This window comes from Pseudomonas sp. A39 (assembly GCF_058145955.1).
Genome location: NZ_JBYVMD010000049.1, coordinates 1 through 15844 on the forward strand (window position 1 = coordinate 1; position 15844 = coordinate 15844).

The 15844-nt window shown below is 55.8% G+C and carries 9 protein-coding genes and 1 pseudogene; 7 read left to right on the top strand and 3 right to left on the bottom strand.

Annotation, left to right across the window (positions count from 1 at the left end; genetic code table 11):
* The 3 genes and pseudogenes from AC3ZU9_RS26460 to AC3ZU9_RS26470 all read left to right on the top strand — a co-directional run.
* A pseudogene (locus AC3ZU9_RS26460) lies at nucleotides 1–270 on the top strand (ShlB/FhaC/HecB family hemolysin secretion/activation protein); the annotation flags it as partial.
* A gap of 33 nt (nucleotides 271–303) precedes the next feature.
* Nucleotides 304–8037, top strand: a complete 7734-nt coding sequence (locus AC3ZU9_RS26465; RefSeq protein ID WP_490091559.1) for a two-partner secretion domain-containing protein — start codon at nucleotides 304–306, stop codon at nucleotides 8035–8037.
* A 12-nt stretch (nucleotides 8038–8049) separates the two neighbouring features.
* Nucleotides 8050–8319, top strand: a complete 270-nt coding sequence (locus tag AC3ZU9_RS26470) for a hypothetical protein (RefSeq protein WP_024696033.1) — start codon at nucleotides 8050–8052, stop codon at nucleotides 8317–8319.
* 412 nt (nucleotides 8320–8731) lie between these two features.
* On the opposite strand, the gene AC3ZU9_RS26475 is transcribed toward AC3ZU9_RS26470, so the two are convergent.
* The gene (locus AC3ZU9_RS26475; RefSeq protein WP_240884082.1) at nucleotides 8732–9124 is read right to left on the bottom strand and encodes a helix-turn-helix domain-containing protein; all 393 of its coding nucleotides are present in this window, start codon (nucleotides 9122–9124) and stop codon (nucleotides 8732–8734) included.
* Between the two features lie 99 nt (nucleotides 9125–9223).
* Here AC3ZU9_RS26475 and AC3ZU9_RS26480 point away from each other — a divergent pair, with 99 nt between their 5' ends.
* Together AC3ZU9_RS26480 and xerC are read left to right on the top strand one after the other, a co-directional pair.
* Entirely contained in the window at nucleotides 9224–12253 is a 3030-nt protein-coding gene (locus tag AC3ZU9_RS26480; RefSeq protein WP_490091560.1) for a CHC2 zinc finger domain-containing protein, read from the top strand.
* 12 nt (nucleotides 12254–12265) lie between these two features.
* Nucleotides 12266–13363, top strand: a complete 1098-nt coding sequence (xerC, locus tag AC3ZU9_RS26485; RefSeq protein ID WP_490091561.1) for a site-specific tyrosine recombinase XerC — start codon at nucleotides 12266–12268, stop codon at nucleotides 13361–13363.
* 331 nt (nucleotides 13364–13694) lie between these two features.
* Here xerC and AC3ZU9_RS26490 read toward each other — a convergent pair whose 3' ends face one another.
* Entirely contained in the window at nucleotides 13695–13961 is a 267-nt protein-coding gene (locus AC3ZU9_RS26490; RefSeq protein ID WP_490091562.1) for a hypothetical protein, read from the bottom strand.
* Between the two features lie 185 nt (nucleotides 13962–14146).
* Between AC3ZU9_RS26490 and AC3ZU9_RS26495 the strand changes: the two genes are divergently transcribed.
* Nucleotides 14147–14524 (top strand): hypothetical protein, encoded by a 378-nt coding sequence (locus AC3ZU9_RS26495; protein WP_490091563.1) that lies wholly within the window; start codon nucleotides 14147–14149, stop codon nucleotides 14522–14524.
* Nucleotides 14525–14983 carry a hypothetical protein gene (locus tag AC3ZU9_RS26500; protein ID WP_122811216.1) on the top strand — a complete coding sequence of 153 codons (459 nt, stop codon included), beginning with the start codon at nucleotides 14525–14527 and terminating at the stop codon, nucleotides 14981–14983.
* Nucleotides 14984–15317: 334 nt separating this feature from the next.
* Here AC3ZU9_RS26500 and AC3ZU9_RS26505 read toward each other — a convergent pair whose 3' ends face one another.
* Complete coding sequence (locus AC3ZU9_RS26505) at nucleotides 15318–15803, bottom strand: hypothetical protein (protein WP_154845897.1); 486 nt, start codon at nucleotides 15801–15803, stop codon at nucleotides 15318–15320.
* Nucleotides 15804–15844 lie beyond the last annotated feature (41 nt).

Genomic DNA, 15844 nt, shown 5'->3' on the forward strand with positions numbered 1-15844 from the left:
GACCTGCGCTGGAGTAGGCCGGTGACCCTCGCGTGGTTGCAGCCAGTGTTCGCCGAGTACGGCACCAGCCTCGGCTACGACCAGGGCGTGATCAGCCATGGCCGCTACAACGCCGAACAGCACGGGCGCATGACCAGCAACTCCGTGGACTTGTTCGCGCGCGGGCAGAACGTCGCCGCCACGGTGACCTTTGCACACTCTTTGGAACGCCCGGGGCCGATCACTGAGCGTGAAGCGCCGGTTTATTTCCGCCTGGATTTCTTTCTTTAAATTTTTTACTGCCTTCGGGCATTGAGACATGACATGGACGTTCGCCAGTTCGCCTTCCTCGCGCGCCAACCTTCTGCGGCCCTGAAAAGTCGTTCCAACTTCCTTGGATTGCCCAAGCGTGGCGTGGCGTTAGTGTTGGCCAACGCGATGTTCTGGCAACCGTTGCTGGCGCAGGCGGACGGGATTGTGGTCAGCGCGCCTGGCACCAGCCTGGGCCAGGCGGCGAATGGTGTGCCGATCGTCAATATTGCTGCACCAAATGGCAGTGGGCTGTCGCATAACCAGTTCAAGGATTACAACGTCGGTCAGCAGGGCGTGATCCTCAACAACGCGACCGGTCGGACCCAGTCGACCCAGTTGGGCGGGATCATCCTCGGTAACCAGAACCTCAACGGTACGGCTGCCAGCGTGATCCTCAACGAGGTCAACGGCGGCAGCCCCAGCCAATTGCGCGGTTTTACCGAAGTGGCGGGGCAGTCGGCGCATGTGATCGTGGCCAACCCGTATGGCATTACCTGCAACGGTTGCGGCTTCATCAACACCCCACAGGCCACGCTGACCACCGGCAAGGCCGTCATCGAAAACGGCCAGATCACTCGCTACCAAGTCGATCAAGGCAGCGTCACCGTTGAAGGCGCAGAGCTCAACGCGAACAACATCGACCGCTTCGAGATCATCACCCGGTCGGCCAAGATCAATGCCGAAATCCAGGCCAAGAACCTGACGATCATCGCCGGCGCCAATGACGTCGACGCGAAAACCCTCAAGGCCACCGCCCGCGCTGCAGCCCCGGCGACTAAGCCGCAACTGGCCATCGACTCCTCGGCGTTGGGCGGTATGTACGCCGGTGCCATCAGGCTGGTCAGTAGCGAAGCCGGCGTAGGGGTAAAACTCGATGGCAAAATGGTCGCCAGCGGTGGCGATATTCAACTCGAGGCCAACGGGGACCTGAGCCTGGCGCAAGCCACGGCAGCTGAAGCGGTTGTCATTAACGCCAGGAGTCTCGATGCCCAAGATGCGATTTATGCCGGTACCCGTGTCGAAGCCACAACCCAAGGCACGCTGACCAACCGCCGATCCATCGCGGCTCAGGACAGCGTCAAGCTGACCAGCGACGGTCAGCTCAACAACCTGGGCATGATCGAGGCCGGCGTTACCCCGGAGAACACCCGCAACCAAACCGGTGATGTGACCCTCGCCGCCAAGAACATCGACAACCGTGGCCAGAGCGTCATCGCCAGTCGCGACCTTAAGGCCACCGTCACCGAGACCCTCGACAACCGCGCCGGTACGCTGTCGGCGAACACCGGGATGGTCCTCAACGCCGAGGACCTCGACAATCGCGGCGGCACCCTGATAAGCCAGGGTACGGTCAAAACTACCCTCGGTGGTACGCTCGATAACCGCGACAACGGTACCCTCGCCAGCAGCGGTGAGCAGACACTGACAGCGGCAGCGGTGAAGAACACCAACGGTGTCGTCAGCAGCCAGGACACCCTCGGCCTGGACGTGGCCAGCCTCGACAACAGCAGCGGCAAAATCACCGCCAAAGGCGCACTGACTCTGGGCGGCACCACCGTCGAAAACGGTAAGGGCCAGATCACCAGTCAGGGAGACATCCTCGCCACCGCCAAAACCTTCAATCAGCAAGGCGGCAAACTGATCAGCCAAGGCCAGCTCACTCTGGTCGCCGACACCATCGACAATAGCCTCGACGGCTACATCGCCTCCGCCAATGCCATGGCCCTCACAGCTCACGAGCAGTTGACCAATACCGGCAAAGGCATCATCAGCACTCAGCAGGGCCTGACAATCAATGGCGGTGCGGTGGACAACACCACAGGTAGCCTGCTCAGCCAGAGTGGCATCACCGCCACCTTGAGCGGTGGACTGAATAACCAAGATGGTAGCGTCATCACCCAGACCGATAACCTCAACATTGAAGCCAACAACGTTGATAACCGGGGCGGCGTTTTGGCCAGCGTTGCGGGCACGCTTAAAACCACCCTGGCGACGGTGCTGGACAACGGCAAGTCGCTGACGGCCCCGAGTGAAGCGGGACTGATCCAGGCCCAGTCGCTCAACCTGGGCGCGCAACAGTCGGTGCTCAACAACGGCGGCCAGATTTCCGCCCTGACCGGCGATACCGAGATCACCACCTCTATCCTGGACAACCAGAACGGTGCATTGCTGGCAAAGCAATTCCTGACCGTACGTGCGACCGATCTGAACAACACCCAAGGCCGTGCGGCCGCTGATGCCATCGATTTCGGCCTGACCGGCGAGCTAAACAACCAATCTGGCCTGGTCGAAGGCAGCAGCGGTTTGCTGATTGACGCTGCATCCATCAACAACCAGAACGGCAAGCTGCGCTCACTTGGCCAACAAGGCACCGCCAGCGTAGCCAGCGCGCAGTTACTGGATAACCAGAGCGGCACGATCGAAGCCGCCAACCATGACGTGTCCCTGCGCATGGCCAGCTTCAAGAACTCCGACGGTAATGTCCGCCATGTCGGTACCGGCACTTTTGGCGTTGATCTGGCGAAGTTCAGCAATATCGGTGGTAGCGTCGCCACTGCCGGCACACTGACCGTCGACGCCGCGACCTGGGACAACAGCACAGACGTTCAAGCTGATGTGCTCAACGTCACCGTAGGCCAGTTCAACCAGGCAGCCACCGGCAAGCTTGCCGCCAGCCAGAGTTTCACCGGTAAGGGCGACACGTGGACCAATGCCGGGCGCATCACCAGTGGCGGGGCGTTCTCCCTGACCGCTACCAACGTCACCAACACCGGCACCCTCGGTGGTGCGGGAGCAGTTGAGCTGAACGCCGATGCCGTGCGCAATGATCGCGGCCTAATCTTCAGCGGCACCGACATGGCGCTGCGTTTCAAGAATCTTACCAACTACTACGCCGACATCTACAGCCTAGGCGGCCTGAGTATGATGGGCCGCGATGGCGTCGCTCGCAGCGGATCGCTGGAAAACGTCTCCAGCCATATCGAAGCCGCCAACGATGTGCTGGTACGCAGCGACAGTGTGATCAACCGCAAGGATGTGTTCAGCACTGTCGACGAGGCGGTGTCGGGTAGCCTTAGTGTGCGGTGCTACGACTGCAGCGGTGACCACCACAACGTCGACTACATTGCTAACGAAGTCTCCAAAAGTGTGGTGGCGACGGATTCGGCGAGCTCATCGATCCAAAGCGGTGCCAAGCTGACCATTGATGGGTCAAGCGTGCTCAATAAATACAGCACCATGGCCTCGGGCGCGGATCTGCTGATCACCGCCGACAACTTCGCCAACATCGGCGCTACTACCGGTATCAGTACACGCACGCGTACCTGGAACACAGGCCGAGTGACGGATGGCACTGATGAGCGCTTCCGTGCCAACTGGATCAACCCCTATAACGCCCAGCCCAACCCAAAAGTATTGCCGGTTGGCGCGCTCAACTCGTTCAGCCTGGTGGGTGACACCACCACTGTGACCCCAGGCGATCCGATAGCTGCGGTGATTCAGGCCACCGGTAACGTCAATATCCAGGCAACCCAGCAGCTGGAAAACAGCAGCATCGTGCAGTTCACACCGCCCAAACCGGTCGGGGATAAGGGCGGCGCCACTACCGTAGCCCAGCCCGCAGTCGTTGTGCTCAACCCGCAACTGCCACCCGACCTGGCGCAACAACAAGTCAACCCGACCACCATGCCCGGCTTCACGCTGCCGACCGGCCAGAGCGGCTTGTTTCACCTGGTCGACAGCGCCGCTGCTGCCAAAAGCAGCCAGGACTTGAGCCAGGCCAACATCCAAGCTTCGGACGCCAGCCGTGTCATCACCGGGCCGAAATACATGGTCGTCACAGACCCGGCGCTCACCGACCTCAAGCAATTCATGAGCTCGGACTACCTGCTGGGCAAGCTCGGCTACGACCCGGAAACCAGTTGGAGGCGCCTGGGCGATGGCCTCTACGAGCAACGCCTGATCCAACAAGCCGTCACCGCCCGCACGGGCCAACGGTTCATCGACGGCCAGACCACCGATGAAGGCATGTTCAAGTACCTGATGAACAACGCCATCGCCAGCAAGGAGCAACTCAACCTCGCCGTCGGCGTGACCCTCACCTCCCAACAAGTCGCAGCGCTGACCCACGACATCGTCTGGATGGAAGACCAAGTCATCAATGGCGAGCACGTGCTGGTACCGGTGTTGTACATGGCTCAGGCGAACAACCGCCTGACGGCGGATGGGGCGTTGATTCAAGGCAAGGATGTGACGCTGATTGCCGGGGCGGATTTGAAGAACGCCGGGACCTTGCGTGCCAGTGAAAATCTGTCGGCAGCCGCGGGTAACAATCTGGTGAACACGCGGCTAGCCGAGGCTGGGGAGAAGCTAAAGCTGGTGGCGGGCAAGGACCTGGTGAACATGCAAGGCGGCATCCTCAAGGGCAAGGATGTTGAGCTGAGCACGTTGACTGGGGACATCCGCAATGACCGGACCGCCACCACGATTGAAAACAGTGGAAAAGGATTCAGCTCCAAGACTGCGGTTGTGGATAGCGCCGCAAGCATTGAAGCCGGAAACAACCTGACGATGCACGCCGCGCGCGATCTGCTGAATGTGGGCGGGGCCATTACAGCAGGAAAGAACGCGGAGTTGAGCGCGGGTAATGACGTGGTGATTGCGGCGGCTCGCGAAGAGACCGGGTCTATGCGTCAGGACAAACGGCATTTTTGGGAACAAAGCCAGACGGTGCAGCATGCCAGTGAGATCAAGGTCGGTGGGGATCTCGATGTTGTGGCGACGAATGAGCTGACGATGGTCGCCAGCCATGTAAAGGCGGGGAGCGACGTCAACCTGTCTGGCAAGGATGTGAACCTCCTGGCGGCTGCCAACGAAGAATCAACTGAGTATCGCTATAAACGCAGCGGCAAGAAGGTCAATCAGGAGGAAGACCATATTCGGCAGCAGGGTACGACGATTGATGCCGGTGGAGATGTAAACGTCGCTGCGCTGAACGACGTGACGATGGTCGCCAGCAAAATCAACGCCGGTAATGAAGCGTATCTTGTTGCCGGTAACCAGATGAATTTACTGGCTGAGCTCAATCGCGACTACTCCCTTTATGACATGACCAAGAAGGGCAGTTGGGGGAGTAACGCTGCTAAACGGGATGAGGTAACACAGCACACGAACGTCGGGAGTGAAATCAAGACGGGCGGCGATCTCACGCTCAAGAGCGGCGGCGATCAACGTTATCAAGTGACAACCCTGGACAGCGGAAAGGACCTGACACTGGATAGCGGTGGCCGCATCGTGTTTGAGGGTGTGAAGGACTTCCACGATGAGAGCCATACCAAGAGCAAGGGTGACTTGGCTTGGTACAAGATGAAAGGCGAAGGGAAAACGGATGAGACCCTTCGGCAAAGCGCTCTGATCGCTCAAGGCAAGCTTGTCATTAAAGCGGCCGAAGGCATTCGTATTGACATCAAACAGGTCGATCAACAGAGCGTTAGCCAAACCATCGACGCGATGGTTCAAGCTGATCCGAACCTTGCTTGGATGAAGCAGGCGGAAGCTCGGGGCGATATCGATTGGCGCCAAGTAAAAGAAATTCACGACAGCTTCAAGTATGAATCGTCCGGGCTGGGAGCCGGCGCCAAGATTGCCATCGCAATTCTGATGTCTTTCATACTTGGCCCTGCGGGTCTTGGGTTGAGTGGAACTAACTTGGCCGTCGCGGCCAGCTTGAGCACTACTGCAGTCACAAGCACCATTGATAACAAGGGCAATCTTGGTCTGGCGATTAAAGATACGTTCAGCGCGGGTAGCCTGAAGAACGCTGCGATTGCAGGGTTTACTGCTGGGTTTCTTGATTACGCCGACGATAAATGGTTTACGGCAGCCGATGGTGCTGGGTCCGCCACACAGGGTATTCAACCCACCGATGGTGCTGCTGTAAGCGCAGCTAACCCTTCCAAAGATATCTTCCGTTGGAGCAATGCGACTGATGCGGCGACTCGTACCGTTGGGCGGGCGCTCATCTCTAGTGGGGTGTCCTCGGCTATTGGGGGAGGCAGTTTTGGCAGCAACTTCAGCGCTGCTTTGATGGGTGAGGCCGGCAATATGGCCATGGCCTCCGGCTTCAACTGGATTGGTGATAACGCCATTCGTTTTCCAGACGGTAGCGTCCAAAAAGTTGTTGCTCACGCGATTATGGGCGGGTTGTTGGCTGAGCTGACAGGCAGTGACTTCAAGACAGGCGCAGCGGCTGCAGGGCTTAATGAAGTCTTGGTCAGCTCGATGGGCGACCTGGGCCGGGATAACAAAGAGCTGAGGTTGGTTCTATCTCAACTTACCGGCTTGGTAGCGGCTGCGGCAGTGGACGGTGATCTGGACAAGGGCGTCGCCATTGCCAAAAGCGCTACTCAGTACAATCATGACCTGCATGAGACTGCTGCGAAACAGATGGCTGAGCAGGCCCTAGACCATTGTCGCAAAAACCCACAGATATGTGATCTGGGTATCGATTTCAACAAGTTGACTGTCGACGACGTTGTTCTTGCCATGCGTGTAGAGGGGGCTCACGGAAAGGGGATAGAGAACGTCAAACCTGAAGCGATCGATTTTGTTGACGGATTTATATTCTCAAGAGCTCCGAACCTTCGTGACGTTTTGTACACTGAAACAGAGTCTGAGCGGAGTCGGCTTGATGTTGAAAATAAGGCGACCCTTGCGCTTTCGGTCATCAGTCTGGGGAATGCGGTTCGCAATTTTGGTAATTTGTTACAAGGTTTGGTGAAGGCAACTCCTTCAGGTGTGCCCATCATTAAAACTGGAGAAGAACTTGCGGCAAAGGGCGGGGCAAAAGGCACAGCGGGAACCCCAGTAACGAAGGGGCCTTGCTGCTTTGCTGCGGGTACGAAAGTTTCTACACCGCAAGGCGACCGCGTTATTGAGTCGCTCAAGGTGGGAGATGTTGTCTGGAGCAAGCCTGAGAACGGGGGCAAGCCGTTCGCTGCTGCCATTCTGGCAACGCATCAGCGTTCGGATCAGCCGATCTACCGCCTCAAGCTCAAAAGTGTTCGTGGCGCTGGCGCAGCGGAAGGCGAAACCCTGCTGGTTACGCCGAGCCACCCCTTCTATGTACCCGCCAAACGTGATTTCATTCCTGTCAAAGATCTGGAACCGGGTGACCTGCTGCAGTCACTGGCTGATGGCGACACCGAAAACACCTCGTCCGAAGTCGAATCGCTTGAGCTGTACCTTCCCGAGGGCAAAACATACAATCTAACGGTCGATGTGGGGCATACGTTCTACGTTGGCGAGCTCAAGACCTGGGTACACAACACTGGTCCTTGTGATTTGCCTCCGGATTATTTTGCGGGTGGTGCAAAAGGAACTGGGGCTGTTGTAGATGACACAATCAAGGCATTACCAGCCCCAAGACAAATAGATGCATCGTGGAGCGCGAGCACTTATAACAAAGGCGGTTTGATGACAGGTATTGAGCATGTATTCTATCGCCATGGACCTGACTCAGGATTTGCGAATGTTAGTAAGTTCTCGCAAGGAACATCTGTTAAAGATGTCTCTAGTTATGTTGATAACGCACTGAGATATGGGAAGGTAACTCCTAATGGCCCAGGTGGGCACGTTATTGAGTACAACGCAGGTAAGGTGATTGGAACAAACGTCTCAGGCGCTCCAACATCGACAATCAAAATAAATGTTCGGGATGGTGTGATTCAGACTGCATTCCCGTACTAGTTAGGAATGGTTATGAGCAGTGGCGGCACAATAATAGAACGATTTGTCGCCCAAGAGTTGGACGACAGCGTTCGCTCTATTTTGAAAGATGCCTTTGATGAGCGGATTTGCTCAAAGAGCGTTCTGTTCAGGGAGTTCGAGTTTAATTGCTTTGACGTTTCTTTGGACTTTGAAAAAGGCATCGTCACATTGCAAGATGTTCTTTCCGCTGGAGAGAGTAGCTTTCTTGATATACCGATACGTGATTTTATCTCTGCTTGTGGTTTGAATGTCTCTTGTTAATTGTAGAGGCCTAGATGTGATCTGACGCCGGCCTAGCGCTGGTGTTTTTGCACCCAATCTGCACCCTTTTTGCCGCCTTCTTGCATCCTTTCTGCAGTCAAGTTGCATCCCTTTTGCACCCACCCTGACGACCTACGGTCTAGCTGCTCAATACGCCCTTTTTGAGCATGATTTTTCGCCCCTTAACAGGAGCAAAATCTCAATACACAACACGCACCTCTTGCGAGGTGGGTATTTTCTATATGTATCAATTGGTTATCCGGTTTATGTCTTCTAGGCGCTGCTATACACTTGTAATACGAAATGCAGGTTTCACCCAATAAACACTGACGTATGGCGTATAGCTTTTGCTATACGCAGCAGCGAAGCATGGGGGGCCGGTTTACTCTTTCAGATCGGCCCTTTTTTCTGGTTACGCACTGGGTGGTCGGCTCCTGTTATCCGCCCCCATGATTTTTGATGCCTGGTACTTGAGAATCATCCCATCGAGCAGTGCTTTGATCACTGATTTCTCGGCTTCGGGCATATGGCTGACGGCCTCAAAGCGGAGGCGCAAATCGTCGGACGGCCCGCGTTCTCCTTCAGCGAACACCAAATCATCCAGACTGACGTGCAGAGCCTGAGCAAGCCGAATTAGGGCTTCTAAGGTTGGTTGCGCCGTCCCTGCCTCATAACGCCGAATCTGATTAACGTGCACTGACGCGGTGTCAGCCAGAGTTTGCTGGGTTAGATCGGCGGCTTTGCGCAGCTGAATCAAGCGTGTGGGGAAATGCATGGGTAGGAACCAGATCGTTTCGGATTCCATAACTGTATGCCCTGTCTCTGATAAGGTTTGACTTTGAGACAGTATAAGGTATTAAAATAAAACCTCAAACGAGCGTTGACGTATTTTGGAGAAAACCCGATGGCCCGCATCCCCGAAGCTGAACTGGAACGCCTCAAGCGAGAGGTGTCACTGGTTCGGCTGATCCAGTCGCAGGGTCATGAGCTGAAAAAGCGTGGTAAGGATTGGGTGATGCACTGCGTATTCCATGACGAAAGCACGCCCAGCCTGTCGGTCTCCGAGGAGAAAAATCTCTATCACTGCTTTGGCTGCGGGGCGGCAGGTTCGGTGATCGATTGGGTGATGAAAACTCAAGGCGTGTCGTTGCCGCACGCGGTCCAACTGCTACGCAACGACGCGCCGCTGGAGAACACGGAAAAAGTCGGTGTGACACGCAGCCACGCTCGACACCTCCCTTCTTTAGCTGCGGGCTCTTCTGATCTTGAAGCCGCGGCGCTGCTGCGTTCGGTGGCCGAGTTCTATCACGCCAATTTCAAACAATCCCCCGAAGCACTGGCCTATCTGGAATCTCGCGGCCTGAACCATCCCGAGCTGATCGAGTATTTCCAGTTGGGCTATGCCAACAAAACCCTGACCTACCGCTTGCCTGCCGGGCACACCCAGGCCGGTCGCCAGGTGCGTCAGCAGTTGCAGACCTTGGGTGTTTTGCGTTCCACCGGGCATGAACATTTAAACGGTTGTCTGGTCGTGCCGGTGCTGGGCCTGGAAAGCGGCGCCCAGCCGGAGCAATCCGGGCGAGTGATGCAGCTTTACGGACGGCGAATGCAGCCGAACAACAAAATTCCGGCTAACCAATCTCGGCATTTGTACTTGGCCACGCCGTTGCGCGGAGTCTGGAACGAAGCGGCGTTGTTGGCCAATCTGGAAATTATTCTCTGTGAGTCGCTGATCGACGCCATGACCTTTTGGTGTGCGGGTTTTCGCAACGTCATCAGCGCTTATGGCGTGAACGGGTTTTCCCAAGATCACTGGCAGGCCCTGAAACACCACGGCACCCAACGGGTAATCATTGCTTTCGACCGCGACTCAGCGGGAGACGCAGCAGCCGAAAAACTGGCCGAGGAACTACGCTCAGCCGGCATCGAAGTGTTTCGTTTGTTGTTCCCGCAAGGCATGGACGCCAACGCTTTCGCCTTGCAGGTGGAAAACCCGGCCCAGGCGCTGGGCGAGTTGTTGCAACAGGCGCTGTGGCAGGGCAAAGGCACGCCGGTATCGGTCGAGCCAGAAACCACTTTTTCTTTAGCCGCTGCGCCGCAGGCAGCCGCTGAGTTGCCACCGGTGCCGGGTGTTTCCGATTCGGAAACTTTGACGGTCGCGGGGCCAGTTTCCGAATCGGAAACTTTTAGCGAAAACGCCCAGGGCGATCTGTTGTTGACCGTGGCCGACCGTCGATGGCGGGTGCGCGGCTGGAAAAAGAACCTTGGCCCGGAACAAATGCGGGTCAATGTGCAGGTGCGCCGCGAGGTCGCCGAAGAGCACGTAATGGGCCGCGAAGCGGCCTATTACGTGGACAGCTTTGACTTGTACGCCGCCAAAGCCCGATACAGTTATTTGAAACAGGCGAGCATCGAACTGGGCGTGCCGGAAGAAATCATCAAGCGCGACCTGGGCAAACTGTTGCTCAAGCTGGAAGGTTTGCAGGAGGCCTCAATCCAGGCGGCACTGGCCCCGAAAAATCCCACTCCGACACTGAGCGCGGAGGATGAACTGGCCGCGTTAAACCTGTTGCGTGCGCCCAATCTGATCGAGCGCATCGAGGCGGATTTGACCCGCTGTGGGGTGGTCGGTGAATCCTACAACCTGCTGGCCGGGTACTTGGCCGCCGTGTCCCGAAAGCTGGATCAGCCCTTGGCCGTGTTGATTCAGTCATCAAGCGCGGCGGGCAAAAGCTCGTTGATGGACGCCGTTTTAAACCTGATGCCGGAAGAAGAACGCATCCAGTACAGCGCCATGACCGGCCAGAGTCTTTTTTACCTCGGCGAAACGGATCTGCAACACAAGATTCTGGCCATCGCCGAGGAAGAGGGCGTTCGCCAAGCGGCCTATGCCCTGAAATTGCTGCAATCGGACGGCGAATTGACCATTGCCAGCACCGGCAAGGACGAAGCCACCGGCAACTTGATCACCAAGCAATACACGGTCAAAGGCCCGGTGATGCTGATGCTCACCACCACGGCCATCGACGTGGACGAGGAACTGCTCAACCGTTGTTTGGTGCTGACCATCAACGAAAGCCGCGAGCAAACCGAAGCGATTCATGCCGCCCAACGTAAAAAACAAACCCTCGACGGCCTGCTGGCCGACGCCGAAAAACAGGCGATTACTCGCCTGCATCAGAACGCCCAGCGGCTGATCAAAACCGTGGCGGTGGTCAATCCGTTCGCCGATCAGTTGACCTTTCTCTCGGACAAAACTCGGACCCGGCGTGACCACATGAAATACCTGACGTTGATTCGTTGCATTGCCTTGCTGCATCAGCATCAACGCCCGGTCAAACACGTCGAGCACCGAGGCAAATCCTTGGCTTATATCGAGGTCACGAAGGGCGACATCGTGTTGGCCAACCGGCTGGCCCACGACATTCTTGGGCGCACCCTGGACGAACTGCCGCCGCAAACGCGGCGTTTGCTGGAGCTGCTACTGGGCTGGGTCGAGGCCAGAAGCCAGGTGCAGGGGCTTAAAACCAGTGAGTTTCGGTTTGGTCGCAAGGATGTGCGCGAAGCCACCGGTTGGGGTGATACCCAGTTGAAAATCCACCTGGGCCGGTTGACCGAACTGGAATATCTGCTGCTGCACCGCAAGGGGCTGGCCCATGAATACACCCTCACGTATGACGGCAAAAGCGGTCATCAACCGCACTTGATGGGCCTGATTGATGCCGACCGGCTCGACAACAAATCCGCTCGGTCGGGGCAGGAAGATCAGCGGTCGGACTCAGGTCGGACCATGGTCGGTACTCAGTCGGACACCCTGAACCACGCGCAACGCCACGCGGTTTCTGGCCTTGAGCCGAAAGCGGTCGGCCTGAATCAAAAACCACTGATCCAGCCGCCACAAAATAACCACTCCGCATTGTCCAGCGCCGTCTAAGTCGAGGTGGTTATGCCGAAAAAAGGCGAGAGCACAAAGCAGCGAGTTTCGGAACAAATCATTGGCCCACTGGGCGATCCCGGCAGCCTGTATTTTCAGATGAAACAGTTTCTGCAATACCAGCGCGAGCGCAGCTACTCCGAACGCACCGTGGGCAACCGCGAACACCTGCTGATTGCGTTTATCCGTTGGTGTGACGAGCGGGGTTTGACCCGGCCGCAAGAAATCACCCGACCGATTTTAGAGCGCTACCAACGGCATCTTTTTTTGTATCGAAAAGCCGATGGCGAAGCGCTGTCAGCCCGCAGTCAGACGGTACGTATCACGCCGATTCGGGTGTGGTTCAAGTGGCTGACCAAAACCAACCGCATCCTGTACAACCCGGCTTCTGACCTTGATCTACCGAGGATGGAACAGCGCTTGCCGAAACATATCCTCAGCAGCGACGAAGCCGAACGCATCCTCAATGTGCCGGACACCCAAACCCCGACCGGCATCCGCGACCGGGCCATGCTGGAAACCCTTTACAGCACCGGCATGCGTCGCATGGAACTGATTAGCCTGAGCTGGAGTGCCATCGACTACGAGCGCGGCACGGTGATGATTCGTCAGGGCAAGGGCAAAAAAGACCGGATGATTCCCATCGGTGAACGGGCCTTGGCCTGGATCACCAAATACCGCGACGACGTCCGGCCCCATTTTGTTTTGGGCCAGGACGATGGCTCGTTGTTTTTGACCCAGCAGGGCGAAGGATTCAGCCCCAATCGACTGACGCAACTGGTGCGCGAACACATCGAAAAAGCCAACATCGGCAAGCGTGGCAGTTACCATTTGTTCCGTCACACCATGGCCACGTTGATGCTGGAGAACGGCGCAGACATCCGTTTTATCCAGGCCATGCTCGGGCATGTCAGCCTGAACACTACGCAGATTTACACCCAGGTCAGTATCCGGGCGCTTAAGGAAATTCATACCGCGACCCATCCGGCACGCTTGCAACGTCAGAACACAGCCAGCCAAACCATGGCTGAACCCCTTCCTGACGACCCCGTCGAAGCTCTGTTAACCGCTCTGGACGCCGAAGCGGATGAAGAGAGCGAGCAGGCCTGACCAATGCCAGACAAACACATGACAAGTGCCTGACAAGCACCTGAAGCCATGACAAATGCCTGACAACCTCCCTACAAATGCCTGACAGCCCCGCAGGCCGCGAAGCGGCCTCAATCAACGGCAAAAAATACAGGCACGCCAGGGAGGTATACACCTCCCGTGCCAAAGGGTGCCCCTTTGCAACCCGAACAGCCCGCCTCTACGAGTCGAATAGCAAAAGCCTAACGCGCTGCGCTTGTTGGCCCCTGGCTGCACGGCGGCTTCGCCACCGAGCCACCAGGGGCTGCGCATTTTCGTTTGAACAGTCACACCCTGGCGTGATGAAGAACTCTCACACCAGGTTAGTGGGGCGACGGAGCGCTTGTGCCAGCGGGCCATAGGTGTTCAGAACCCGTTCGCTGTTGGCCTGATCCTCGATGCGCAAGGCATCGCGTTCGTCGTCCAAACGTCCCTGCTCCTGTAGCGACAGGGCAACCAATGATTGATCGGGTTCAGGGCGCTGCCGCTCGGTATGGATCAGCTGTGCATAGTGGCTGATCATCAAGTCCAGACACCACTCGGCCTGGTCGAATGCCTTCCAATTTTGTGCTGTGGTCATGATTGCGCTCCTGGGGTTGAGGGTTGCGGTTGTTAGATCGCGTCGCCGGTGAAGGTTCGTGCAGATGCCCGGTTGGGCTGAAAACCCGCGTCGGGGTGGTTTTGTGGGGTGACAGCGCGCCACCTGATCCGACCGGCGTGCAGGCCGCGCCACGTCTGGCGTTGCGCGTGTAGACAACGAAAATCGTGTCGGGTGATACTGTTGGTGCAAAAGGCGCAGGTGAGGTTGCCTCTATAGGCGGAAAGACCTGTGTTTATAACTGCGTTGTTGATGGCGTGACTCGTTATGTTGGAATAACCAACGACATAGTTAAGCGCGGTCAAGCTCACCTCAGAGAAAAAGGCATCACGATTGACAGAATAGAGGGTTTACAGAACCTGTCACGTGCTGACGCACGGGCAGTCGAGCAAACACTGATCGATTACCATGGCCTTGGTAAAGATGGCGGCATGTTAATCAATAAGATCAACTCTATATCGTCTGTCAAAAATCCAACTAAGTATGAGCAGGGTTTGATTCGCGGCGCCGAGCTGCTGAAAAAAGCTGGATATGAAGGATTTTAAATGGCTAAGAAGGTAAAGCTGGGCGATATTTTGCAGGTGTTAACCTCGCAGGGTGTCGCATATGCGCAAGTTACTCATAAACATCCGGAATTTGGTTTTTTAATTCGTGTTTTCCCCGGATTTCATAATGAACAACCAAAAGATTTTTCGGTTGTTGTTGATGGTGAGCCACAATTTTCCGCATTTTTTGTTGTTCAAAGTGCGGTAAATCAAGGCCTTCTATCCGTTGTGGCAAATGTTCCGGTTCCTGAAAGGTTACAAGTGTTTCCTACGTTCCGTTCCAGGAATGGCGGGCCGGGAGGCTCTATTTGGCTGTGGAATGGAAGCGAAGCACTTCGGCTGGAGAGAGAGATTGGCTCGGAAGAGCTGAAGCATTCCACAAGAGGAATTATCAGTGCGCCATTGCTTGTTGAACGTATTGAAAATAATTACAGAGCTGAGACTCATGAGGTCTGGTGAGTTGTTGAAGTTTCAACTTGATCTGACACTATCGACACCGGCCTTGCGCCGGTGTTTTTGCACCCTATCTGCATCCTAATTGCACTCTTTTTGCATCCTTTCTGCAGTCAAGTTGCATCCCTTTTGCACCCACCCTGACGACCTACGGTCTATTTGCTCATTACAGAACACGCACCCCGTCCGGGGTGAGTGTTTCCTTGTAGATCAATGGATTAGCCATTTTTCGTGCTGATTGATGGCTATACATTTGTAATAAAAAAAAGAGCTAACTATTTGATTTGTCTAGGATCATGTGTATAGCTTTTGTTATACATCGCTCCATAGCTTCGCTTGCTTAGCTCTTTCGCCTGTCCCGAGCCTTTTCCAACGGATCAACCAGTTGCTCTGTCATCGCCAGCAGAAAGAATCCCCAGACGATAGCGGCATAAGCCCAAAAGCTATTGAGGTACTGTAGCCAAATGAAATGATCGTGACCAAATATGCTCAGCAGAGCATAGGCAAACAACAAAGCTGCGATAACTGGAAAGAGCAGAAAATTTGTCTTTAGGTACAGCTCAAAATGTAGTTCGGCAATTAGTTTGTAAGTGAGAAGTGCTATTCCGCCGGACCAAATGGCTTTTAGCCCAAAAATAAGAAAGAATCGTCTCGTCTGAACAGCTTCTGAGAGGTGATCTGGTATGCCTAACCATATGCTGCCGTCAACCGAAATCTGTGGGCCACTTATTAGAAAATAAGCGACTGCCAGCATTGGCCAAGCAAGGATTTTTGAAAGGTCTTGCAGGTTTTTTACATCAGTGAGTTTCGGCATTACGTCAGCCATATTCGAGCAGTCCTTAGTTTCGTATATCTACCCGTCCTTGG